This is a genomic window from Thermoplasmata archaeon, from assembly GCA_035632695.1.
Classification (GTDB): domain Archaea; phylum Thermoplasmatota; class Thermoplasmata; order RBG-16-68-12; family RBG-16-68-12; genus RBG-16-68-12.
The window spans coordinates 17,780-40,881 of record DASQGG010000019.1; the positions used below are offsets into that span (position 1 = coordinate 17,780).

Sequence of the window (23,102 nt, forward strand, 5' to 3'; positions counted from 1 at the left end):
AAGCCCGGATGGCCAAGCGCCTGCCCATCTTCGACAACCACATTCACTTCCGCCCCGAGTTCCTGGGGGTCGAGGGCGCCAAGCTGTTCGAGAAGGCGGGCGGCACGGCCCTTCTCTTGACCCATTCGCCCTACGAGGACATTCCCATCAGCCACGGGTCGGACTACGACCGCGCGTACCGAAAGACCCTCGCCATGGCGGACGCGATCCGCGCGGCGACCCACCTCCAGGTCTTCGTCGCCCTAGGCCCGTATCCTGTGGAGTGCCTTCATCTGAAGGAAGTGCAGGGGCTTGACGCCGCGGTCGCGGCGATGCGCCAGGGACTCGACCTCGCGTCTCGGTACATCGCGCAGGGGAAGGCCGTGGCGATCGGCGAAATCGGGCGTCCACACTTCCCCGTCGGCCCGGAAATCATCACGGCGTGCAATGAGGTCATGCGGTACGCGATGGAGGCGGCGAAGCGCCTCGGATGCGCCGTGGTCCTCCACACGGAAGACCCGACCCCGGAGACGTTCGCGGAATTCGCATCGATCGCGACGAAGGCAGGGCTTGACAGGAACCGCGTGGTCAAGCACCATTCTACCCCACTCACGCGGCCCGAGGACACGCACGGTCTCGTGCCATCCATCCTGGCGAAGGAGGTCCTCGTCACGGAGGCCCTCAAAGGCGGGCCGAACTTCATGCTCGAGACGGACTACATCGATGACCCGAAGCGGCCCGGGGCCGTCCTGGGGCCCGCAACGGTGCCCAAGAAGACCCGCGCGTGGATCGAAAAGAACGTGATGACCGAGGACCAGGCGTGGGTCATCCACAAGGAAGTGCCCGAGCGCACGTACCACGTGCAGCTCGCGTGAGGCTCAGCCCGACGAGGACCGCCCGTGAAGGGCAGCGCCCCGGCGAGGGGTGCCCGGGCCTTCCGCGAGCGGGTTAGCACAAACACGACGGCCGTGGGCTCGAAGACGATTCCCGGGGGACCCGGCCGGGGCCCCGGCGGAAGGTGACATCCCCCCCGACATCCACGGTTCCCCAATCCGGACATGTGGGGACAAACCCTCGCCGTTTCGGGCCCGTGGAACGCGAGATCACCGCCGGATCTCGAACCCGCGGAACTCTCCCGTGGCCGTCCCCCACTCGACGTCCACGGAGGACACGCGCGCCGCAGGCTGAGCGTTGCGGTTCCAATCGATGCACTCCTCGATCAACGCACGCTCCCCCTCGAACACGGCCTCGACGCTACCCCCGGGAAGGTTGCGGACATAGCCGTCGAGCTCGAGGGACTGCGCCTTCTCCTCGCAGTGTGCCCGGAAGTACACGCCCTGCACGCGCCCATGGAAGACGGCCGTCGCGCGGACCCGCATCCGCTTCCGAACGGACGCTCGCCAAATAAGGTTATTATAGACCGACCTGCTACGGAAGGTTCCCGCGAGGGATTCTGGCATGCCAGGTCGAAGAGTGCAGGACCTCACGGTGTCCGAGTACCTAACCCGGGAGGTCGTGTGGGCCGCGCCCGACGACGACCTCGGCGAAGTCCTCGGAAAGATGAAGAAGTACGATGTCCACGAGATCCCCGTCGGCCGCAAGGGGAAGCTCCAGGGGGTCGTGACCCTCCGCGAGCTCATGAAACGCCACAACGTGCCGCCCACGACGAAGTTGTCCTCGGTCCTCGTGAAGGCGCCGGTCGTGAGCCCAACCGCGACCCTGCCTGCGGCCGCGGAGGAGCTCATCACGACGGGCTTCCGCGCCCTCCCTGTCGTGGAGCGGAAGACACTCCTCGGGATCATCTCCCGCACGGACCTCGTGCGCGCCCTGGTCGACGCGAAGGCGCTCGGGGGACTCGCGGTCCGGGACTTCATGACGCCCAACCCTCAGGCCGTGTCCGAGGACGACACGATCGATCGTGCCGTCCACGTCATGCAGTCCCTCGGGGAGCGCTCCCTCCCCGTGGTGGACAAGAACCGCCGCCTCAAGGGCGTGATCGGGATGAAGGACGTGACGGACCTCTTCGCCCGGCCCAAGATGCGCCAGCGGTACGGGGAGCGCGCCGGGACCGAAACCAAGGTGGAGCTTCAAGTCAAGGGCGCCATGCACTACCCGCCCGTCACCATGGGCGCGGAGGGGGAACTCGCCCACGCCGCGGAACTCATGCTGAAGAACGATGTCTCAAGCGTCATCATCACGGAGAAGGATGAGCCCGTCGGAATCGTGACCAAGCTGGACCTCATGCATTTCCTGGCGGGCCTCCGACCCCGCGACCAGCTCTTCGTGGAGATCAGCGGCCTGGAGGACGAGCCCGCCGAGACGTACGACACGATCTACTCGACGGTCCAGAAGGAGATGCGCCGGATCGCGCAGCTCGTGACCCCGAAGACGCTCTCGCTCCACGTCCAGAAGTACAAGCCGAACGGCGACCGATGGAAGTACTCCATCCGCTGCCGATTCCAGACGGCCCACCAAATGTACTACGCGAACCACTTCGACTGGGATCTCCACCTGGCGTTGCGGGATCTCCTGGAGATCCTGTACAAGCGGATCGTGAAGGACAAGGAGCGGATGATCACCGAGCGCAAGCTCGGGCGTTCAACGTAGGTTCCAGAACTCCTTGTGGGCCCGCTTGGTCGCCTCGACCCCCGGACGTCCCTTGCCCTTCGCATCGAGGAGCTGCGTGAGCTCGAGATCGACGCGGCGGTGCCGGAGCCGCGCGACGACGCCGGCGTAGACCTCGGAGAGGGCTTGCAGGTGGTACCCGCCCTCCAGGGCGACGACGAAGCGGTTGCCGCACACCTCCTTGGCGAGGCCCGCGCTCCACGTCACGAGGTCCACGTACCCCGGGGAGGACAGGGAGAGGCCCGTGAGAGGGTCGCGGTAGTGAGCGTCGATCCCCAGGCTCACGAGGATCACGTCGGGCTTGTAGGCCCGTACTACGGGCTCGACGATCTCGCCGTACGCGATGCGAAACGACTCGTCGCCGCAGCCCGCGGTGAAGGGGATGTTCACGTTGAAGCCGCGTCCTTCTCCCTTGCCGACGTCCTCCGCGGCGCCGGTCCCCGGGTAGATACCGTATTGGTGCGTGGAGATGTAGAGGACCGCGGCCTCGTCCTCGAAGATCTCGCTCGTGCCGTTCCCGTGGTGGGCGTCGTAGTCCAGGATTGCGACGCGGCGGCCTTGGGCCACCTGGTCCGCCGCAGCCGCGGCCACGTTGTTCAGGTAGCAGAAGCCGCCGCCGTAGTCGGGGCCGGCGTGGTGCCCCGGAGGCCGCACGAGGGCCACCGCAGGGCGTCCCTCCTTTACCGCCTCGCGGGCCGCCTGCACGGTCGCTCCCGCGGCGAGCAGGGCGATGTCCCAGGTCTCCGGATGGACCGCGGTCTCCGGATCCAGGAATCCCTCGTTGAGGTCGCGAAAGAACTCGAGGAACGTCTGGCGATGCACCCGGCGGAGCTCCCCGAGGCTCGCGGGGCCCGCGGAGCGGACGTCGGTCAGGAGCTCCTCCTTCCGAAGTCGCTCCACGATCGCTTGGAGGCGCTCGGGCCGCTCCACATGCATGGGGGACGAGATGTGCTCCAGGAATCTCGGGTCGTAGAAGAGCACGGTCGCTCCGCAACGGGTGCCGCCTCATCAAGCCATCGTAGCGCTGCGGGCCCGAGCGCGAGGCCTTCGGCCCGGGCGCCGTCATGGTATCAGGAATAAAAATCAGCCGTGAGAACTTGTGAAAATCATGCCGTCACCCTTAAGCAAGCCGCTCCGATAAGGAGAAGCGGCCGGGCATCAGAAGGGCGTTGATGAAAGGGTTCTACGCCAGACGTTCGTTGGCTCTGCTCCTCGCAGGGACCCTTGCCGTGGGAACCCTCGCCCTCTTGAGCCCGCCCGTGCCGGCACCCGCCCAGGCATCGTTGGGATTCTGGGAGGCCAGCAGTCGGGGACTCGTGAGCGTCGTCATGGTGAACGAGACGTTCAACGAGAACGGACATGAGGTCACGGCGCCTGTGGGCATCCTGGTGACGAACACGGCCACTGTGCCGGTCGTCATCCCGGAGGAGGCGGTGCTCATGAGTCCCCATCCGTCCCAGTCGCCGCCTCCCAGCCCGATGAACACGACCGCGGACGCGACGCTCACGAACGCCACGGTTCCGGCGAAGGGCAGCCTCCTGTACTCGTTCGGTCCGTACGTGCTCGCGGGCTACCTGAGCGGGCCCATCTGGTGGGACATGGAAGAGATGCAGTTCGCGAAGGCCGGCGTCGCGTTCCGGGTTGGGGGGGAGACCCTTCCCTTCGGCCTCCGCACTCTCGTCGAGCATCCGTTCTACAAGGGGCCGGGCAACAACACGCAGACGCATGTGTGGGCGTACCTTCGATCGTTCCCGACCGTGGTCGTGGGGAAGCTGCCTCTCTACACGATCACGAACGGCACCGCGGGGCAGACCGTGCGCGTGCGAATCGACGCGACGAACCTGGCCGTCTGGGCCTACGACGACACGTACACGGCGAACGTGAACGTGACCCGTGGGATCGTCGAGGACGACGTGCCTGCGGGATGGAGCGTGCAGGCGGGCAGCTACTCCGTGCCGCCGGACGTCATCGTGAACTACACAGACGGTTCGAAGACCCTGGAGTGGTACGCGAACCTCCCGGCCGCGCAGGTTAGCTACCAGGGCAACCCCGACCTGCCTACGCCGTACGTTACCGTGACGCGATTCTACACCCTCGTCGCGCCCGCTCTGCCCAACGGCAACGTGACGCTGCCCCGGGCGAGGTCCGACATGAACCGGACGGGCACGCCGGACGCCCATTCGGCGCCCGCGATCGTCGCGGTGGTGGGCAACGCCCCGCCCATCGCGGACGCCGGGGGACCGTATCGGGGGAACGAGGGCGACACGATCATCCTGAACGCATCCAAGTCCTCGGATCCGGACGGCGACCCGCTCCAATTCCGGTGGTCCTTCACGGACAACGGGAGCTGGGACACGGGCTGGTCGTCGAGCCCGACGGCCGCGGTCCGGTACACGGACGAGTTCTCCGGGTTGGCGAGGGTCGCGGTCTCGGACGGCCACACGGTCGTCACCGCGGTCGCGAACGTGACCATCGACAACGTGCCCCCGGCGATCCGAAGCCTGGTCATGACTGCCACGGGGGACTTCCGGCTCACGGTCGCGGGGAAGAAGCCCGTGAACGTGACGCTGACGATCCGAGGAAACGGAACGGTCCTCTCGACCCTGCGGATCGTGCACGCGAGGGGTGAATCGGGCCCGCAGACCGCGGACACGGGACCCCTTTCGATGAATCTCTCCCAGCCGATTACGGCCACCCTCCGATTCAGCGATTTCGCGAACTGCCACGGGAATCGCGACCGGGTTTGGCTCAACCTGACCTTCCCGGACGGCACCTCGGTCGCGTTGCTCCACCCGGGGAAAGGCCGCCATCTGGACGCGGCGGGAATCCGGTTCAAGGACCTCCGTCCGCTGTTCATCCGCCATGGCATCTCGTTTCGCGCGATGCTGAGCGACCCGGGTGCCGATGCGCTCACGGCCCACTGGGCCTTCGGGGACGGCACGAACCTCACGCAGGTCTTCCCGAACGGCCCCGCCAACGACACGCCGGAGAGCCCCGTGGGCGGCAACGCGCCGATGAACGTCACGGCCATCGCCGTGCACGGCTACCACGTCGGAGGCCACCACGGGTGGGAGCGGTGTGGGGGCGACGGGAAGGGCGAGGGCACGCGCTCCAGGACCTACGAGATCACGCTGACCGTGACCGATGCCGACGGCGCGTCCACGAGCGCGTCCCTCACGATCTCGCTGGGCTTCGGCGGTCACGGCCCCGAGGACGAAGACGACTGAGCGGAAAGGATTATCTGACGCGGCGCCCGTCGTGACCGCGCGATGATTGAGGACCACCGGATCCTGCGCGGCGCCCGTGTGACGCTGCGTCCCCTGGCGTCGGGCGATCTCCGCCGTTGCGTGAAGTGGTTCAGCGATCCTCTCGTAACCCAGTTCCTCGGGAGGGCGGGACCCGTCAGCCTCGCCGAGGAAGAGCGGTGGTTCCGGGATTACCTGCGGCGATCCGACGAGCAGATCTTCGCGATTGAAATCGAGGGGAGGCACGTGGGCAACCTGGGCCTGCACAAGGTGGACCGGGTCCATCGGAAAGCGGACCTCGGGATCGTGATCGGGGAGAGCGCGTACTGGTCTCGGGGTTATGGAACCGAGGCGCTCCGCGCAGCCCTCGACTACGGCTTCGACCGGCTCGAGCTGAACAAGGTGTCCCTCGAAGTCCTCGAGGACAACGTCCGCGCCATCCGTTCGTACGCCAAGTGCGGGTTCGTGCGGGAGGGGATCCACCGCGAGGACGTGTACAAGGATGGCCGCTTTCAGAATGTGATCCGCATGAGCATCCTGGCCCGGGAGTTCCGCGAACGGCCCGTCCCGACCGGGGCATGAGCTCGGCTCACAGTTCGAGGAGTTCCCGCGGGGCCGTGCTCATGTACCGGCCGCCCTTCGGGGTCACGAGGACCGTGTCCTCGATCCGGACACCGCCGAAGCCGGGGACGTACACGCCGGGCTCGTCCGTCATGACCATGTTCGACTTCAGGACCAAGTCGCTCGTCGTGTAGAGACCGCCGCCGTCGTGGACCGCCAGACCGACGGAGTGCCCGAGGCCGTGGATGAAGCGGCCCTTGTACTTGGTCGAGTCGATGAGCGTGCGGGCCGCCGCGTCGACGGCCTTGCCCCGGACCCCGGGCCGGAGCTTCGCAAGGGCGGCCTTCTGCGCCCTCGCGACCGTGTCGTACATCGCGCGCTGCTCCTCGCTTGCCTTGCCGACGACCACGGTCCGCGTGACGTCGGAGCAGTACATCCGGTACAGGGACCCGAAGTCGATCACGATGAGATCGCCCTTGCGGATCTTCCGGGGCCCCGCCGTGTAGTGGGGTTCCGCGCCGTTAGGACCCGACCCCACGATGGTGCGGAACGACGGGCCCGTGGCCCCGTTGCGCTGCATGCGATACACGAGCTCGGAGGCGATCTCGGACTCCTGCACGCCGGGCCGGATGAACGACAGGGTCTCGCGGAACGACTTGGAGGCGATGTCGCACGCTCTCTGGATGAGATCGACTTCCTTCGCGTCCTTCACGAGGCGCGACTGGGTGATCGCCTCGGAGACGTCCACGAACCGCGCGTTGCGGGGCGCGTACTTGCGCAGGCGATCGAACGCCTGGTGCGTCAACTCCGCGGAGTTGATCCCGATCCGCCGGTGCCCCTTGAGCAGCTTGCGCATGAGCCGAGCGGGTTCCTCCCGATGTCGGAACACATGGAGGGGGAGTCCGCTCTTCTTCGCGGCTTCCTCCTCGAGGGCGGAGGTCATGATCTCCGCGCTCCCGTCGGGATGCAGCCACGCCGCGCACCCTTCGAACAGGCCGTCCGTGATCCCCGTCGCATAGAAGAACGACATGTCGATGTGGGGATCCACGGAATTCATGAGCACGATGAGGTCGACGTGGTCGTCCGCATTCCGGAAGATTCGCTTCACGCGCGCGCGCATGGGAACCGCGGGAGGAAAGCCGAACTCCGTAGTTAAAGGTTGGTCGGGCGGCAGCCGCGAAGGGTTTTATGGCGTCGGACCCGTCGCCCGGCCGTGCCCAAGCGGCGCCACCGGGGAATGGAGCGGCGCATCGCCCTCGAGCGGATTGAGATTCTCTTCCGCCACGCCGAACACGAGGCCCTCCAGGCACGACCCGTGCGGGCCCGCCGGTACGTGGACCTGGCCCGACGGATCGGGATGCGATACAACGTTCGGGTGCCCGCGGCGTTCAAGCGTCGGTTCTGCAAGGAATGCCTCGCCTACCTTCTGCCCGGGGTCAACGCACGGGTTCGCGTCGGGCGAGGACGGATCGTCGTCACGTGCACAGCATGCGGTGCGATCCAACGCATGCCGTTCCGCGAGGAGCGGAGGACCGCGAGGGCCCGGCGGAGGGCGTCTCAGTAGGATGTGGTCATGTCGATCTTGCCCGCCTTGCGGGCCAGGTATTCTCCGAGCTTGAAGACGCCGAGGCTCAGACCGAAGAAGATCACGCTCGAGAGGGCGAGGAAGCCGAGGATCGCCACGTCCGAGAAGCCCCCGAGGCCGGTCAAAGGATTCACGGCGGCCTGGTCGGCGGGCGAGAGGAGGAGCCGACGGGAGAGCTCGAACCAGTACGTCAGGGGAATCGCCTTCCCCACGCCCTGCAGCCATCCCGGGAGCACGGACAGGGGAAACAGGACCCCGCAGAACACGTAGAAAATCCCGGGGACCGCCTCGGCCAACGACTGGGTGTGGCGGGCCATCAGGAACGTCACGCCTCCGAGCGTGATCCCGATTGCGAGGAGACAGAACAGACCCAAGACGAGGCCCGCGAGGAACAGGGGAACCGAAGCGAGGGAGAGGGAGATCTGCACGGCGGGATGGAGGACGAACGCACCGAAGGCCAAGGTGATGACGACCGCGAACGAGGCGACCAGGATCTTCGAGATCGCGCGGCCCATCACGTAGACGTAGAAGGAGATCGGGGAGATGTAGATGTACCGGATGGTCTGGTACCACTCGCGGTCCGACTGGATCACCTGGAACGTGCCGAACAACGTGGTCCCGACGAAGATGAAGAAGGCGTTCCCCACGTACATGAAGTCGAAGAGGGGGCCCGCGCTGAAGTTCCCAATCGCAGCGAGGACGATGTACATGAGGACCAGGATGAACGTCGCGGCGATCGGCTTGATAATCGAGTAGACGATGAACAGCCAGGGCTCCGTCCAGTTCGAGTCCATCTCCCAGCCAAGCCACGCGGCGACCTTGAACGTGTTCCAGAAGTTGCTCATTGATGCCGTGAGGTCAGCCTCCCCTCTCGCCTAGCGAGGGTCTCTAGGCGCGCGAGCGCGAACCGTGCGAGGATGAGGAACCCGACGGCGAGCACCAGCAGGAGTCCGAGCTCTGGGACGGGACCCAGGAGCACCGGGAGCTTCGCGTTCGGCAGGGTGAGCTGCCGGAGGGCGTCGAGCCCGAGCATGGCGGGCACGATGCTCCCGGCGACGGCCACTGCGGGCCCCCAGGGCTGCACCAGGAGGAAGCCTCCCGCGGGGAAGTACATCCCGCTCGAGAAGAAGATGGGCTCCTCGAGGAGGGAGGACAGGTTTGCGGCCTCCCGACCCCAGATGAGGTAGAGGGAGGCAAACAGCATCCCCATTCCGTAGAGCGCGATGAGCGTGACGAAGAACACCGCGAGGAGGAGGAACGGGTTCGCGACCTGGAAGATCACGCCGAAGACGAGGACGCCCGCCACGAGGGTCGAGAGCGCCCGGACGGAGGTCATGAACATGCCGCCGATCGCCATGCCCGCGAGGAGGGCCATCCGGCTCATCGGGGCCATCATGTAGATCTGGAGGTTCCCGATCTCCTTCTCCCAGTAGAGCTGGCTGGCCATGGACCACAGGACGTTCAGCCAGAAGGCGACCATGGTCCCTCCCAGGACCACTGTGCCGACCAGGCCGTTGAGGTTCTGGGCGGCGGCTTGGAGATGCGCGAGCTGGTCGGCCGGGGAGGCACACGGGACGCCGGCGCACTGCCCGGCCTGGATGAGGGCCACCTGCGCGCCGTAGAAGGACTGGTAGATGAAGACGTAGGCGGCGATCCCCAGCAGGGGGAGGAAGACCTCGAAGAAGATCCAGGACGGCTCTCGGTTCGCGCCGATGACCCGGGGGTACGCCCGGCCCAAGATGGATCGGAGGTTGAGGCCCATCCTGTATCGAACGTCGGACCGCCGTTCGGCCGAGGAACGGTACGGGATCGCGGCGTTCATTCGAACCCCTTCCCAACCATGCTCACGAACACGTCCTCCAGGGAAGGCTCGGACTTCTGGAGGGAATGGACCCGGGAGCCCTGGGCCATGATGTTGCTCAGGATGTCTGCGACGGGTGCTTCCCCATCCAGGATGAACGTCAGGTAGGTGATGTTCTTCGTAGGGTCGTGCTTCGCGGAGAAATTCTTCACGCCTTCGATCTTCCCAAAGCCCGCCGTGTCCCGGATGGGGTCCACCTCCAGGCGGAACGTCGTGTCAAGTCGGACCATCTTCTTCAGGTTCTCGGGCGTGTCGCAGGCGAGGATGCGTCCGTTGTCGATGATGGCGATCCGGTCGCACATCTCGTCCGCCTCGGCCATGTAGTGCGTGGTCAGGAGGACGGTCTTCTCCTCCTGCTCCTGGAGCCACTTCATCACGTAGTCGCGGATCGTCCGGGCCGCGTTCACATCCAGGCCGACCGTGGGCTCGTCCAGGAACAGGATGTCCGGATCCGTGACGAACCCGCGGATCATGTTCATCTTCTGCCGCTGCCCCGTGGAGAGGGTGCGGACCTTCGAATCCCTCCGGTCCCGGAGGGCGAAGATGTCCATGAGCTCATCGATGCGGTCGTTCGCCACCTTCGACGGTACGCCGTAGAACTGGGAGAACATCCAGATGTTCTCGCGCGCGGTCAGCAGGCCGTAGCCCGTGGTCTCGCCGCCGGAGACCATGGAGATCCGTTGTCGGATGGGGAAGACGTCCCTCGCAACGTCGTACCCCGCGACGTACGCCTTGCCGGCGGTCGGGAGCAACAGGGTGCAAAGGATCTTGATCAAGGTGGTCTTGCCCGCGCCGTTCGGCCCGAGAAGGCCGAACAACTCGCCCTCTTTGATCTGCATCGTGACGCCATCGAGCGCGGTCACGGGTCCCTCGGGCTCCGCCTCGTCCGCGGACGCCTTCTTCCGGTGAGGGAGGAGGTGCCGCTTCCCGGCGAAAACCCGGGTCAGGTCCCGTGTCTCGACCGCGTACTCCATGCCGCTCCGCTCCCGAGGGGTGCGCGGCGACGACCCGCGAGGGTCGGCCGCCATCTCAGGCGGTTGCTCGCTGGCGGTAGCGGGTGATGTAGCCTGCGATCCGGTTCCGCATCAAGATGCTGCTGACATCGCAGAGCTCCGAGACCTTCTTCTTGTTGTGCTCGAAGTCCTCCGTGAACTCGCTCGCATATTGCTTCACGAGCTCTATCGCGACGCGCTTGATGTAGGTAGGCCGGATGTTTCCCAAGGCGTTTCACTCCGTTATCCAGGTCGGTGAGCCTGTGCCAAAGGGAGGGACGTAGATAAACGTTCCTCACGCGACCGCAGCGCGGACCGCGGACGAGGCGAGCGGGGACGACATTTGCCAAGCATTAAATAGGAACCTCCAATACGCTTTCGAAGGCACGGAGGCCGCGCGGTCCTCAGGAGAACCGGTACCGATGGAAGAGTCCCTCGTGAACGTGGAGTTCCTGAAGAGCTCGAACAACTTCATCGCCCGGATCCAGAGCGAACTCGGCGGGATGCGCGAGTACCGCAGCTCGTCCTTCGAAGAGGTCCTCGAGCAGGTCGTCATCGACCTGCAGGAAGAGTTCGAGTCGTACTGACTAGGCGCCCTTCCAGGCCGGCTTGCGCTTCTCCAGGAACGCGGTCATGCCTTCGACCTTGTCCTCGGTCGCGCCGGCGAGCCCGAACGCCGCGGACTCGTAGGAGAGCCCCTGGGGCAGCGGCATCTCCTGCGCGGCCCGGAGGCATGCCTTCGCCAACGCAATCGCCACGGGACTCTTGTCGACGAGTTTCCGCGCGAGGGCGTGGGCCTCCTCCAGAAGCCGCCCCCCGGGCACGACCCGGTTCACGAGGCCGATCCGCTCGGCTGTGGCCGCGTCGATCGGTTCCCCGGTGAGGATCATCTCGGCGGCCCAGCCCGCGCCGACGAGGCGGGGGAGACGCTGGCTGCCGCCAAACCCGGGGATGATTCCGATGTTGATCTCCGCCTGGCCGATCCTCGCGTTCTCCGAGGCGAGACGGATGTCGCACGCCATGGCAATCTCACAGCCGCCGCCGAGGGCGTAGCCGTTGATCGCGGCAAGAATGGGCTTCGGACACCCCTCCATGGCGTCGCCGAGCCGGCGGCCGAGCTCGGAGAACGCCTCCATCTCGAGGCCGCTCTTCCCGACCATCTCCCGGATGTCCGCGCCGGCCACGAACGCCTTGTCCCCGGCGCCCGTGAGCACGATCGCGCCCACGTCCGCGCGGCCGGCGAGACCCTTGAACGCGGCCGTGAGCTCCTCCACGACGTGCGAGTTAAGCGCGTTCCGCACCTCGGGCCGGTTGATCGTGACCGTCGCGATGCCTTCGTGCACATCGACACGGATGAAGTCGGGCATAGGAACCGGCCGCGGGTATGTCGGTGCGAGCGATGAAGGTTCGGCCTCGGTGCACTGTGCTCCCCTATTTCAAGCGGGTGCGAGGAATTGAAAATCGCGCCTCAAGTTTGATATGGTTGAGGGTTCGTCGCGCGCCGGAGGCACCCGATGCCCCTGACTCGGAAAGCGATCACGATTCTGCTGGCGACCGCGCTCCTCGGGACCATGTTCCTCGCGGCTAGCGGCGATGCGAGGGCGACCCAGAACGCGCCGTCCTGGACCACGGGCAACCAATGGGTCTACAGCGCGACGAGCGGCGGCAGCACGGCGAGCCTCACGATGGTCGTCAAGGAACAGACGACCGTGACCCTCGGCTCGACCACGTACACGGTGTGGCATGTGGCCGCGACCTCGACCACGTCGAGCGGGAGCTCCTCGTTCAGCTTCACGTACGACCAATACTACACGGTGGACGGGCTCCGGTTCGCCAAGCAGAACGGCACCTTCCCCTTCCTCGGGACGATCACGTCGAGCTACGCCGCGCCCTACCCCCTGGCCGTGTTCCCCCTGAACCCCGGGGCCAGCTGGATTGGCAACAGCACGGAGACCACGCTGAGCGCGTTCGGGACGAGCACGTCGAACTACCACTGGAACGGGTCCGTGCTCAGCGAGCAAGCCGTGACCGTTCCCGCGGGCACGTACACGGCCTCCGTGGTGTGGTCCAAGGCCGTCGGCAGCACGGCCCCGGCCGTGTACTACTACTCGGAGCAGGCGGGCTGGGCCGTCCGGATCGACAGCTACAACAACGGCGGCCACTACACGGGCTCCATGAACCTGACGTCGACGAACTACAGTCCCGGATTCCTGGGCATCTCGAACGTGGTGTGGATCGTCGGGCTCGTGATCGCATTCATTGTCATTGTCGCGGCGGTGGTCTTCCTGCGGCGCCGCCCGCGAATGCCCTACGGGGCGCCGCCGCCAGGGTATGCGCAGCCGCCGTACCCGCAGCCCCCGCAACAGGGACCTCCGGGCCCCCCGCGATGAGCCGCTCTCCGAGGGACCGGCCGAACTCCGGCCCCTCTTCCTCTCGAGGATAGCACGATAAAGGCTCCCGCTTGGATCGTGGTCGTCGGTGACCGTACAGGAACACGACGGCTCAGCGGGAGCTGTAGTCGTACACGCCGCGGCCTGTCTTGCGGCCGAGTCGGCCCGCTCGGACGTACTTCCGCAGCAGGGGCGAGGGCCGGAACTTGGGATCGCCCGTCTCGCGGAACAGGACTTCCATGACGTCGAGGGCGATGTCGATGCCCGTGTAGTCCATGAGCTCGAACGGCCCCATGGGCATGTTCGTGCCGAGCTTCATGGCCTTGTCGATGTCCTCCGGGCTCGCAACGCCCTCCTGGAGGAGGTTGAACGCCTCGTTCATCATGGGGACCAGGAGGCGGTTCACGACGAAGCCGGGCGCCTCCTTGACTTCGACGGGCTCCTTGCCCAGCTTGACGCAGAGGTCCCTCGCGAGCCGCACGGTCGCGTCGCTCGTCTCGGATCCGCGGATCACCTCCACGAGCTTCATCACGGGAGCCGGATTGAAGAAGTGCATGCCCACAACGCGGTCCGCGCGCTTGGTCACATTCGCCATCTCCGTGATGCTCAGGGAGGACGTGTTCGAAGCGAAGACGACCTCCGGGGGCGCGACGCGATCCATCTCCGCGTAGATCTCTCGCTTGACCTCCATCTTCTCGAAAACCGCTTCGATCACCACCTGCGCTCCCTTGAGCGCATCCTTCAGGTCCACGGTGCCGTGGATCTTCCCGACGAGGGCTTCGACCTCGGCGGAGCTCATCTTGCCCTTCTCGACCCGCTTCATGAGCGGGTCGCGGATTCGGCGGAAACCCCCGTCCACGAGCTTTTGGTCGATGTCCCGCATGGCGACCTGGAACCCGGCGGCGGCGCACGTCTGCGCGATGCCCGCACCCATAGTCCCTGCGCCGATCACCGCGATCCTCGTCACGTCCCCGATGTCCATGGTACTCCCCTCGGCGGACCGCGGTAACGCGGCCGCGGTCAAAAGCCCTTGGACCTGAAGGCGCAGTCGTTACATAGCGCGGCGCCTCTCCGGGCCGTCGTGGAGCAGCCCGCGCCGCCGCGGACGAGCCCCTACCTGGGCATCCTCCTCGCGGTCGTCTCCGTATCCTGGGCGTCCATCCTGATCACCTGGTCCACGTCGCCCGCGATCACGATCGCGCTGTACCGCCTCGGGTTCGCGACGCTCATCCTGGCAGGGGTCCTCCTGCTCCGGTTCCTCGTGGCCGGACGGGCGCCCCTGAGGAACCTGCCCCGCCGGGACGTCGCGATCATGGCGGGCATCGGCGCGATCCTGGCGACGCACTTCACCTTGTGGATCTCCTCCTTGAAGGTCCCGCAGGAGAGCATCGCCTCCTCCGTGGTCCTCGTGACCTCCCACCCCCTCATGGTCGGGCTCCTGTCCCACTTCCTCCTCAAGGAACGGCTGAACCGCTGGATGGCGATCGGGATCGTCGCGGGATTCGGCGGCGTCGTCGTGATCGCCTACGCGGACTACGGGTTCTCGGGCAGCCTCCTGTACGCGGACGCCCTCGCGTTCGCGGGCGGGATCATGGCGGGATTCTACTTCCTCGCGGGCCGCCGGCTGCGGCAACGGGTCGCCCTCCTGGACTACGCGTTCGTGGTGTACGCCTGCGCCACGGCCGTCCTCTTCGTGTACGCCGTCCTCTTGCGGGAGAGCCTCACGCCCGTCGGGGGCTTGGATACGGAGCTCGTCTTGTTCCTGGCCCTCGCCGTGGTCCCTCAGATCGGAGGCCACACGTTGTACAACTGGTCCCTCCGATGGGTCCCCGCACCCGTCGTGAGCCTGAGCCTCGTCGGTGAGCCCGTCGGGTCGAGCCTGCTCGCGTGGATCATCCTGAACCAAGTGCCCAGCGTCGGCGTCGCCGTGGGTGCGTTGCTGGCCCTGCTGGGAATCTACCTCACGGTCTACGGCCAAGGGACCGCCACGCGGGCCATCCTGGCGTCCCGAGACGTCGAGTGAAGGGAGACCTCCCGTGGGGAGTCCCGGCTTCGGTTCATACCTCTAAGTAGAGGTATACCTCTGCAGACGCGCAACGACCGTCGCCATGGGGCCGCTCACAGGTCCGCGGGACCGCGCCCCTTCCGCTCGAACTGCTTCGTGTAGAGCTCCTTGAGCCGCGCGTACGTGTCCGCATCCTCCGGCCCCTTGTCGTCCCGGACGCGCACGATGCGCGCGAACCGCAGGGCGAAGCCGCTCGGGTAGTGCGGGCTCCGCTGGATTTCGTTGTACGCAACCTCCACGACGACCTCGGGGCGGACGTGGATGCCCCAGCGCTCCTCGGAGATTGCAAGGGACTTCATGCGCTGGGTCATCAGCTCGAACTCCTCGTCCGTGAGGCCCTTGAAGGTCTTCCCGATCATCTGGAACGCGCCCGTGGCCTCGTCGCGGACGGCGAGCCAGTAGTTGGACAGCCAGCCCTCGCGGCGGCCCGAGCCCCATTCCGCGGCAATGATCGCCAGGTCGAGGTGGTCTGCGGGCTTGATCTTGAACCACTTCTTCCCGCGCTTCCCGACGGAGTACGTCGAGCTCAGGGACTTCGCCATGAGCCCTTCGTGACCCGCTTCCATGGACTCCCGGAGGAACGCGACGATCTCATCCCGCGTCCGTGCAATCCGCCGGGGCGTGCGGACCTCGGGCGGGACGAGCGCCTCGAGCCGGGACCAGCGGTCCCGGTAGGGCGTGTCAATCAGGTCCTGGCCTTCGAGGCTGAGGAGGTCGAACAGGTACAGCCGGAGGGGAATCTCGCGCGAGGCCTCCGCGATCCCGTGGACCCGCCGGAACCGGCGCATGAGGTCCTGGAACGGGAGGGGTTTGCCCGACCGGTCCACCGCGACCACCTCGCCCTCCAGGAGGAACCGCGTCGACGGAAGGGAGCGGGCGAAGTCCACGATCTCCGGGAGGCTTTCCGTGACGTCCGTGAGCCGGCGGCTGAAGATTCGCACGGCGTCCCCGACCCGGTGGATCTGGATGCGGGCGCCGTCGAGCTTGAACTCGATCGCGGTCTCGCCTCCGTGCTCTCGCAGGACCTCCTCGGGGTCGTCCGCCATCTCCGCGAGCATGGGCTTCACGGGGGAGAGGAGGCGCAGGCCCGAGGACCGCAGCCCCCGCACGCCGTCCCGCAGGGCGATCTCCGCGACCCGGCCCAGGTCTCCCAGGAACATGTGGGCCGTCCGGACCGCTTCGAGGTCCACGCCCGCGGCATCCGCGATCCCTTCCAGCATGACTCCTTCGTTCACCCCGATCCGCATCTCGCCGAAGACGATTCGGAGGAGGATGTCGCGATCCGCGGAGGAGACGCGGCCCAGGAGGGATTCCAAGAGCCGTCGGCGTTCCCGGACGGAATCGGGCCCGTGCGCGGCCGCAATCTCCGCGAACGCCCGGGACACGTCCGCGATCGACAGCGGTTCGGCGAGCAGGGTGGTCTGGCGCCGGCCCTCGAGGGCGCGACGCAACGTCGCCCAGCCGACGTTCAGGGCGCGTTCGTCGGATTCCGCGAAGATGCGTCCCACGACGAGGTGGACCGCGGGTGCGACCTCCTCGGGTCGCAGGGAGCGCAGGAACCCCGCGAGCAACGCGCGTTTCTCGAGGCGCTTCGACGTGGACTCGAGGGCTCGCGCGAGGTGCGCCAGGGAGGCGAACGGGGTCTCGGATCGTGGGGGCGTCACAGCAGCTTCGGACCATCCGAGCCCGCAGGTTTCAACGTTTCGCCGACGGGGGCGGACCGTTCCGCGGCCCCGCCGAACACGTACAGGGCGATCGTGGAGAGGACCATGAGGGCGCCTCCCGCGAGCTGTGTCGGGCTCAGGGTCTGGTTCGGGAAGAGGATGAGGGAGATCAGCACGCCCCACAACGAGGAGGTAGAGAGGATGGAGCCCGCGCGCATCGCGCCAATCCGCCGGAGCGCGTGGTAGAACAGGATCGTGAAGCTCGCGACGCCGCCGAACGCGATGACTAGGAGGAGCCAGGCGTCGGGCCCGGATGGAACCAGGGGCGCGCCCCTGACGACCAGGATCGGGAGCAGAAGCGCGGAGCCCAGGAGGAGTTTCACGGAAATCATGGGCAGGATGCGCGACCGCTTGCTCAGGATCGTGCTCCCGTTGTTGTCCACGGCCCAGAAGAAGGTGCCCAGGATGAGGAGGAGGTTCCCGCCGAGGTACTGGACCGAGGCGAGGTCCGTGAGGCGGAGCTCCGTGGTCACGATGAACGCGCCCAGCACGACGCCTGCCATGGCGAGGTAGCCGCGGGGCGTGAGACGCTCGCCCAGGAACGCGAAGGCGATCACGACGGTGAACACTGCCTCCGAGTTCGAGAGGAGCGCGGCATTCGACGCCGTGGTGCCGACGAGGCCGTAGTAGTAGATGACCGGGGCCGCGACGGCTCCGGAAACGCTGATGAGCAGGAGGAGGCGCACGTCCCCGCGCGGGAAGCCGTGGCGTGCGACCGCGGGAACGTACAGGAGCCCCGGGAGGAACTGCGTGTAGAGCGCAATGGTCAAGGGGGGGACGCTGGCTTCCGCGAGCTTCGAGAGGTTCGCCCAGAGACCGTAGAGGACCGCGGCGACGGAAACCGCAAGGTAGCCGACGACGCGTGCGTCGGCTCGGATGGGCACCCGGGACTGTACGCACGCCCACGATTTAGAGATGGCGACTGCGATACTCTTAAGACCGCGTTAGCCGATGCTTTCAAACCAGCTCTACGGAAGGAGGAAAATCCCCGTGGGAGAACCCGTGCGCGTGCTCCGAGAGGACGGCTCCGTCGACCCCGCGGTCGACCCGCACCTGTCGCGCTCGGACGCCGAGCGGCTGTACCGCGGGATGATGCTCGAGCGGATCCTCGACAACCGGATGCTCGCCTTGCAACGCCAAGGACGGATCGGGTTTTACGGTCCCTCGATCGGCCAGGAGGCCGCCATCGTCGGGGCCGCGATGGCCATGGAAGCCAACGACTGGATCGTGCCCCAGTACCGCGAGCCGGGGGCGGCGCTCGCCCGCGGCATGCCGCTGAAGGAGCTCATCTGTCAGTTCATGACGAACAGCGGCGACCCGGCCAAAGGCCGCCAGATGCCCTGCCACTACGTGTACCGCAAGGGGAACTTCCTCTCGATCTCCTCGCCCGTGGGGACCCAGATCCCGCACGCCGTCGGAATCGGGTGGGCCATGAAGCTCCGGAAGGCCCGCGATGCGGTCCTCGTGTACTTCGGCGACGGCGCGACGAGCACCCCGGACTTCCACGTGTCCATGAACTTCGCGGGCGTGTTCGGCGTGCCCTGCGTGTTCCTCTGCAACAACAACCAGTGGGCGATTTCCCTCCCCGTATCCCGGCAGACGGCGACGGCCACGCTCGCGGAGAAGGCCCAAGCCTACGGCCTGCCGAGCCGGCGCGTGGACGGCATGGACGCGCTCGCCGTGTACGGCGCCACGCGGACCGCGGCGATCGCCGCGCGCGAAGGTCGAGGACCCACTCTCATCGAGTCGCTCAGCTACCGGTTCGGGCCGCACTCCTCGAGCGACGACCCCGCCCGATATCGGGACGAGAAGGAGGCCGCCGTATGGCAGGCGCGGGATCCCCTCGTCCGGTTCCGCGCGTACCTGGAGGCGCAGGGCGGCTGGAACGACGACCGCGAGGCCGCATTGGAGAAGGCGATCGGCGACGAGATCACGCAAGCCGTTGCGGAGGCGGAGGCCATGCCTCCCGTCCCCGTCGAGTCGTTCTTCACGGAGGTCACCCAGGACGTGCCCTGGAACCTGCAGGAGGACCTCGCCGAGGCGAGATCCGTGCCGAGGGGATGAGACCGCGGTCAAGAAAGGGAGCGCCGCACCGTCATCGCCGCCGCCGAGTGGCGGCAGCGCGGTCGCGCGCGCCCACGAACTCTTCAAGCAGGGCCGGACGTCGGAGGCCCTCGCCCTGGTCCGACCGCTTGTCCAACGGAAGGACGCCGTGGACCCGGAGGCCGCGGCTCTGGCCGCCGCCTGCCTGGGCTCCGAGGGCAAGCACCTGGAGGCCGCGCGGATTGATCAGATGCTCTGCGACGCGAACCCCTCCAACCCGCAGGGCTGGAACAGCCTCGGCTTCGATCTCCTGAACGCTGGGGACCTCGAGGGCGCCCTGGGGGCGTACGGCCGTGCCCTCGAGCTGGAGCCCGGGCGCGCGAGCGCGCACTACAACGTCGCGCGGATTGCGGCGAGAATGGGGAACAAACCTAAGGCCATCGAGCATTTCGTGAAGGCCGTGGAACTCCAGTCGGACTACGTGGACCGGTTGGACGAGGACCCGGACCTGCGACCCCTGAAAGACGACCCGCAACTCCAGGACCGCCTCCCGGGCCAAGCCCCGAGCCAGGATCCCTACGCGGAATACTACGCAACGGAGTCGTGAGCGCATATGCCGCCGATGACCATGGTGCAGGCCATCAACAACGCTCTCCGGGAGGAGATGCGCCGCGACGACCGCGTGATCGTCCTGGGGGAGGATGTGGGCAAGAACGGCGGCGTCTTTCGGTGCACGGAAGGCTTGATCGACGAGTTCCCCGACCGCGTGTTCGACACGCCGCTCGCGGAGAGCGGGATCATCGGGAGCGCGATCGGGATGGCCCTGTACGGCCTGCGCCCGGTGCCGGAGATCCAGTTCATGGACTTCATCTATCCCGCCTTCGACCAGATCGTCTCGGAGGCCGCGAAGATGCGGTACCGGAGCGGCGGACAGTACACGGTCCCCATGACGATCCGCACGCCGTACGGCGGCGGGATCCGCGGCGGACACTACCACTCCCAGTCCAGCGAGGCCTACTTCTGCCACACCCCCGGGATCAAGGTCGTCGTGCCCTCGACCCCGGGCGACGCGAAAGGCCTCCTGACGTCGTCCATCCGCGACCCGGACCCCGTGCTGTTCTTGGAGCCCAAGAAGCTCTACCGCGCGTTCCGCGAGGACGTTCCGGAGGGCGAGCACACGGTCCCTCTGGGCAAGGCGCTCGTACGCCGCCCGGGCAAGGATGTGTCCTTGTTCGCTTGGGGCTACATGACCCAGGTGTGTCTGGACGCGGCCCAAAAGGCCGCGGAGAAGGGCGTCGACGCCGAAGTCGTCGATCTCCGCACCCTGGTCCCCCTGGAACTGGACGCCATCCTCGCCTCCGTGAAGAAGACGGGGCGCGCGGTGGTCGTGTACGAGGCGCCGCGGACGGGCGGATATGGGGGCGAGATCAGCGCCCTCCTCGCGGAGCGGGCCATCGAGTACCTCCGCGGGCCCATTGTGCGTGTCGCCGGTTTCGACACCCCGTTCCCGTACGCCCTCGAGGACGTTTACATGCCGAACCCGGACCGCGTGCTCGCCGGGATCGACAGGGTCATGGCGTTCTAGGCGAGCCGACCGTCATGCGCGGGCCTTCGTCGATACGTGGGAGAGGCTCCGTGCCACGGCGGCGCGACGCATCGCTTCCTCGCCGCCGATCCGGAATACGCACTCCGGGGCACCCGTGGCGCGACACGCTTCCTCAAACCCGCCGAGGCCCTGGCGCCCGGTGAAACCGCACAGCAGGCCCACGAGCACCCCGCGGCTGAAGTCGCACACGGGCCGGGTCCGGTGCTCTCCGTTCGTGATGGAGGCGTACGCCTCGAAGGCCATCGGATCCTTGCACACGAGGACCGCCTTCCCTTTCGCAAAGTCGAGCTCTTGGATTTCGAACGCGCCGAATCCACCTTCCGAATACTCCCGGATCGCACGTCGGTAGCCGCGCTCGGCCGCGGCCATGACCCCGTGGGCCAGGAGCGCCGCCGCATAGTGGACGCCACCGCGGAATCCCGAGTCGTAGAAGAGGATCGCGGCCGCGTCGCCCACGACCCCCTCCACGGACGTGCGGAGGCCGTGGAACGAGGTCTCGACGTCGAGCAAGCACATCCGCATCCCCGAATCCAGTAGCTCGCCGAGCCGGCCCTCGAGACGGATGCGTGGGCGCGAGGAGGGCATGAGACCCCGACTCAAGGCATCTAGGGATAACCCTTGGCTCCAGGTTATCGGATTCGCGAACGGTCGGAGAAAGGAGGAGCGGGCCGGGATTCTGCGGACGGCCCGCGCCCCTCAACGAGACGCCTCCGCCATCGAGCCCGAAGGACCCGAGGCGAGATCCCGGAGGTCGCTAGCGCCGAGTCGGCCTGCACAAATCACGCCCACCGGTTTGTGCCACTCCTCCACGACCCTACTCCTCCCCGGAGGGGTATCGGAACGAGGCCATAAAGGAATTCCTCCTCCCTGAGCGCGCAGGGCCGTTACGCGCGCCCAATCGGAAGGACCGTCGAGGGCACCAGGAACACCGCCACGGCCTCGACGAACTCGGGTGCCATGTACGCCAGGGTGGGCACGCCGACCAACCGCACAACGCGGACGGCTGGCCGAATGGGCTCACGGACCAACGGGGCACCTGAGCGGGGCTTCATCTCGACGTGTCATCCCGTGCGCACCCGTAGGGGCACACCCTCGAGGGCTGCGCCGAGGCTCCGCGAGCGAAGGGTTATTACAATCGGGGAGCTTCGACGCCCCGGCACGGCAAGGCGGTGCGAATGGCCCGTGAGTTCAAGCTCCCCGACATCGGAGAAGGCGTCCACGAAGGCGAAATCACGAAATGGTTCGTGAAGGAGGGCGACGCCGTCAAGGAGAACGATCCTCTCGTGGAGGTCATGACGGACAAGGTCACGGTCCAGATCCCGTCGCCGGTGACCGGCAAGGTCGCGGAACGACGCGGCAAGGAAGGGGAGATCGTCCAGGTGGGCAGCACGATCGTCGTCTTCGGCGATGCGGGCGAGCCCGCGGCGATAGGGACGGCCGGGCCGAGTCCCTCCCGCGGGCCACCGGGTCCGCCGCCATCCCCCTCGGCACCGTCTGCACCGCCCCCGGCGCGCTCCGCCGAGGTCCTCGCGGCGCCTGCGATCCGGCGTCTCGCGCGCGAACTCGGGGTCGACCTCGCCTCCGTGCGAGGCACGGGGCCCTCGGGACGCATCTCGGAAGCGGACGTGCGAGCGGCGCAGCGCGGCCCATCACCGGCCCCCACGATCACACCCGCCGGGGCCCCAGGGCCCGCGGTCTCCCTGACGCCAGGGAATCGGGAGGAACGCATCCCCATCCACGGCCTGCGCAAGCGAATCTACGACAAGATGGCGAAGTCGAACACGACCGCCGCCCACTTCACGTACGTGGAGGAAGTCGACATGAGCCACCTGGTCCAGCTCCGCGAGCGGCTCAACGAGGCGGCCGCCCACAAAGACGTCAAGCTCACGTACCTTCCGTTCGTCGTCAAGGCGTGCATCGCGGCGCTCAAGGAGCACCCGACCCTGAACGCCTCCGTGGACGACGAGCACCAGGAGATCGTCGTCAAGGGGTACTACAACGTGGGCATCGCGACGGCGACCGACGAAGGACTCACGGTCACCGTGGTCCACGATGCGGACCAGAAGGACCTGTGGGCGCTCGCCCGCGAGATCGAGCGCCTGGCGACGGCGGCGCGCGACAAGAAGCTCAGCCTCCAGGACGTCCAGGGCTCGACGTTCACGATCACATCCCTGGGCAAGGAGGGCGGGATCCTCGCGACCCCGATCATCAACTGGCCCGAGGTCGCCATCCTGGGCATCCACAGGATCGAGAAGCGACCCGTCGTGCGGGACGACCACATCGTGATCCGCGACATGATGTACGTCTCCTGCTCGTTCGACCACCGCGTGATCGACGGCCACGTGGGCGCCGCATTCGTGCAGTCCGTGCGAGGGTACCTCGAGCACCCCGCGATGCTGTTCGTGGGTCTCGGGTGAGCCCTTCGG

The 23,102-nt window shown here is 67.0% G+C and carries 24 protein-coding genes; 12 read left to right on the forward strand and 12 right to left on the reverse strand.

Translation table 11 applies throughout. From position 1 onward, the window contains the following. The first annotated feature begins 8 nt into the window (after positions 1 to 8). Positions 9 to 854, forward strand: a complete 846-nt coding sequence (locus VEY12_01065; protein ID HYM38720.1) for a TatD family hydrolase — start codon at positions 9 to 11, stop codon at positions 852 to 854. Positions 855 to 1,082: 228 nt separating this feature from the next. Here the strand turns inward: VEY12_01065 and VEY12_01070 are convergent, their stop codons facing one another. Next, positions 1,083 to 1,358 (reverse strand): acylphosphatase, encoded by a 276-nt coding sequence (locus VEY12_01070; GenBank protein HYM38721.1) that lies wholly within the window; start codon positions 1,356 to 1,358, stop codon positions 1,083 to 1,085. A gap of 79 nt (positions 1,359 to 1,437) precedes the next feature. Here VEY12_01070 and VEY12_01075 point away from each other — a divergent pair, with 79 nt between their 5' ends. Next, complete coding sequence (locus VEY12_01075) at positions 1,438 to 2,586, forward strand: CBS domain-containing protein (GenBank protein ID HYM38722.1); 1,149 nt, start codon at positions 1,438 to 1,440, stop codon at positions 2,584 to 2,586. On the opposite strand, the gene VEY12_01080 is transcribed toward VEY12_01075, so the two are convergent. Beyond that, positions 2,578 to 3,585, reverse strand: coding sequence for a histone deacetylase (locus tag VEY12_01080; GenBank protein ID HYM38723.1), 1,008 nt, complete (start codon positions 3,583 to 3,585; stop codon positions 2,578 to 2,580). The two genes, VEY12_01075 and VEY12_01080, sit on opposite strands and share 9 nt — an antisense overlap. Positions 3,586 to 3,776: 191 nt before the next feature. Here VEY12_01080 and VEY12_01085 point away from each other — a divergent pair, with 191 nt between their 5' ends. Both VEY12_01085 and VEY12_01090 read left to right on the forward strand, forming a co-directional pair. Then, the gene (locus VEY12_01085) at positions 3,777 to 5,831 is read left to right on the forward strand and encodes a PKD domain-containing protein (protein HYM38724.1); all 2,055 of its coding nucleotides are present in this window, start codon (positions 3,777 to 3,779) and stop codon (positions 5,829 to 5,831) included. Between the two features lie 42 nt (positions 5,832 to 5,873). Next, the gene (locus tag VEY12_01090; protein HYM38725.1) at positions 5,874 to 6,431 is read left to right on the forward strand and encodes a GNAT family protein; all 558 of its coding nucleotides are present in this window, start codon (positions 5,874 to 5,876) and stop codon (positions 6,429 to 6,431) included. A gap of 7 nt (positions 6,432 to 6,438) precedes the next feature. Here the strand turns inward: VEY12_01090 and VEY12_01095 are convergent, their stop codons facing one another. Beyond that, complete coding sequence (locus tag VEY12_01095) at positions 6,439 to 7,518, reverse strand: Xaa-Pro peptidase family protein (protein ID HYM38726.1); 1,080 nt, start codon at positions 7,516 to 7,518, stop codon at positions 6,439 to 6,441. A 105-nt stretch (positions 7,519 to 7,623) separates the two neighbouring features. Between VEY12_01095 and VEY12_01100 the strand changes: the two genes are divergently transcribed. Then, the gene (locus VEY12_01100) at positions 7,624 to 7,974 is read left to right on the forward strand and encodes a ribonuclease P protein component 4 (protein ID HYM38727.1); all 351 of its coding nucleotides are present in this window, start codon (positions 7,624 to 7,626) and stop codon (positions 7,972 to 7,974) included. Here VEY12_01100 and VEY12_01105 read toward each other — a convergent pair. From VEY12_01105 to VEY12_01120, 4 genes are read right to left on the reverse strand one after another with little or no spacing between them, the layout of a single operon-like run. Then, positions 7,968 to 8,840, reverse strand: coding sequence for an ABC transporter permease (locus VEY12_01105; GenBank protein HYM38728.1), 873 nt, complete (start codon positions 8,838 to 8,840; stop codon positions 7,968 to 7,970). The genes VEY12_01100 and VEY12_01105 overlap by 7 nt on opposite strands. Continuing rightward, positions 8,837 to 9,817 (reverse strand): ABC transporter permease, encoded by a 981-nt coding sequence (locus VEY12_01110; protein HYM38729.1) that lies wholly within the window; start codon positions 9,815 to 9,817, stop codon positions 8,837 to 8,839. Before VEY12_01110 ends, VEY12_01105 begins: the two co-directional genes overlap by 4 nt. Then, a complete protein-coding gene (locus VEY12_01115) occupies positions 9,814 to 10,830 on the reverse strand; it encodes an ABC transporter ATP-binding protein (protein ID HYM38730.1) in 1,017 nt (338 codons plus the stop codon). Before VEY12_01115 ends, VEY12_01110 begins: the two co-directional genes overlap by 4 nt. A 55-nt stretch (positions 10,831 to 10,885) precedes the next feature. Then, positions 10,886 to 11,077 carry a 30S ribosomal protein S17e gene (locus VEY12_01120; protein ID HYM38731.1) on the reverse strand — a complete coding sequence of 64 codons (192 nt, stop codon included), beginning with the start codon at positions 11,075 to 11,077 and terminating at the stop codon, positions 10,886 to 10,888. 193 nt (positions 11,078 to 11,270) lie between these two features. On the opposite strand from VEY12_01120, the gene VEY12_01125 reads away from it, so the two are divergent. Continuing rightward, positions 11,271 to 11,435 (forward strand): hypothetical protein, encoded by a 165-nt coding sequence (locus VEY12_01125; GenBank protein ID HYM38732.1) that lies wholly within the window; start codon positions 11,271 to 11,273, stop codon positions 11,433 to 11,435. On the opposite strand, the gene VEY12_01130 is transcribed toward VEY12_01125, so the two are convergent. After that, entirely contained in the window at positions 11,436 to 12,215 is a 780-nt protein-coding gene (locus VEY12_01130) for an enoyl-CoA hydratase-related protein (protein ID HYM38733.1), read from the reverse strand. A gap of 147 nt (positions 12,216 to 12,362) precedes the next feature. Here VEY12_01130 and VEY12_01135 point away from each other — a divergent pair, with 147 nt between their 5' ends. Continuing rightward, positions 12,363 to 13,238 (forward strand): hypothetical protein, encoded by an 876-nt coding sequence (locus VEY12_01135; protein HYM38734.1) that lies wholly within the window; start codon positions 12,363 to 12,365, stop codon positions 13,236 to 13,238. A gap of 112 nt (positions 13,239 to 13,350) precedes the next feature. Here VEY12_01135 and VEY12_01140 read toward each other — a convergent pair whose 3' ends face one another. After that, positions 13,351 to 14,205, reverse strand: a complete 855-nt coding sequence (locus VEY12_01140; GenBank protein ID HYM38735.1) for a 3-hydroxybutyryl-CoA dehydrogenase — start codon at positions 14,203 to 14,205, stop codon at positions 13,351 to 13,353. Positions 14,206 to 14,268: 63 nt separating this feature from the next. Here VEY12_01140 and VEY12_01145 point away from each other — a divergent pair, with 63 nt between their 5' ends. Beyond that, complete coding sequence (locus tag VEY12_01145; protein HYM38736.1) at positions 14,269 to 15,261, forward strand: DMT family transporter; 993 nt, start codon at positions 14,269 to 14,271, stop codon at positions 15,259 to 15,261. Positions 15,262 to 15,356: 95 nt separating this feature from the next. Here the strand turns inward: VEY12_01145 and VEY12_01150 are convergent, their stop codons facing one another. After that, positions 15,357 to 16,967 (reverse strand): ATP-dependent DNA ligase, encoded by a 1,611-nt coding sequence (locus VEY12_01150; protein ID HYM38737.1) that lies wholly within the window; start codon positions 16,965 to 16,967, stop codon positions 15,357 to 15,359. Continuing rightward, complete coding sequence (locus VEY12_01155; protein HYM38738.1) at positions 16,964 to 17,911, reverse strand: DMT family transporter; 948 nt, start codon at positions 17,909 to 17,911, stop codon at positions 16,964 to 16,966. Before VEY12_01155 ends, VEY12_01150 begins: the two co-directional genes overlap by 4 nt. 106 nt (positions 17,912 to 18,017) lie before the next feature. On the opposite strand from VEY12_01155, the gene VEY12_01160 reads away from it, so the two are divergent. The 3 genes from VEY12_01160 to VEY12_01170 all read left to right on the forward strand — a co-directional run bounded on the left by VEY12_01160 (position 18,018) and on the right by VEY12_01170 (position 20,655). Continuing rightward, a complete protein-coding gene (locus VEY12_01160) occupies positions 18,018 to 19,091 on the forward strand; it encodes a thiamine pyrophosphate-dependent dehydrogenase E1 component subunit alpha (GenBank protein HYM38739.1) in 1,074 nt (357 codons plus the stop codon). A 148-nt stretch (positions 19,092 to 19,239) separates the two neighbouring features. After that, positions 19,240 to 19,677 carry a tetratricopeptide repeat protein gene (locus VEY12_01165; GenBank protein HYM38740.1) on the forward strand — a complete coding sequence of 146 codons (438 nt, stop codon included), beginning with the start codon at positions 19,240 to 19,242 and terminating at the stop codon, positions 19,675 to 19,677. Positions 19,678 to 19,683: 6 nt separating this feature from the next. Then, positions 19,684 to 20,655, forward strand: a complete 972-nt coding sequence (locus VEY12_01170) for an alpha-ketoacid dehydrogenase subunit beta (protein HYM38741.1) — start codon at positions 19,684 to 19,686, stop codon at positions 20,653 to 20,655. Between the two features lie 12 nt (positions 20,656 to 20,667). On the opposite strand, the gene VEY12_01175 is transcribed toward VEY12_01170, so the two are convergent. Further along, the gene (locus tag VEY12_01175) at positions 20,668 to 21,261 is read right to left on the reverse strand and encodes a hypothetical protein (GenBank protein ID HYM38742.1); all 594 of its coding nucleotides are present in this window, start codon (positions 21,259 to 21,261) and stop codon (positions 20,668 to 20,670) included. Between the two features lie 590 nt (positions 21,262 to 21,851). Between VEY12_01175 and VEY12_01180 the strand changes: the two genes are divergently transcribed. Further along, positions 21,852 to 23,093 (forward strand): dihydrolipoamide acetyltransferase family protein, encoded by a 1,242-nt coding sequence (locus VEY12_01180; GenBank protein HYM38743.1) that lies wholly within the window; start codon positions 21,852 to 21,854, stop codon positions 23,091 to 23,093. Positions 23,094 to 23,102: the final 9 nt, after the last annotated feature.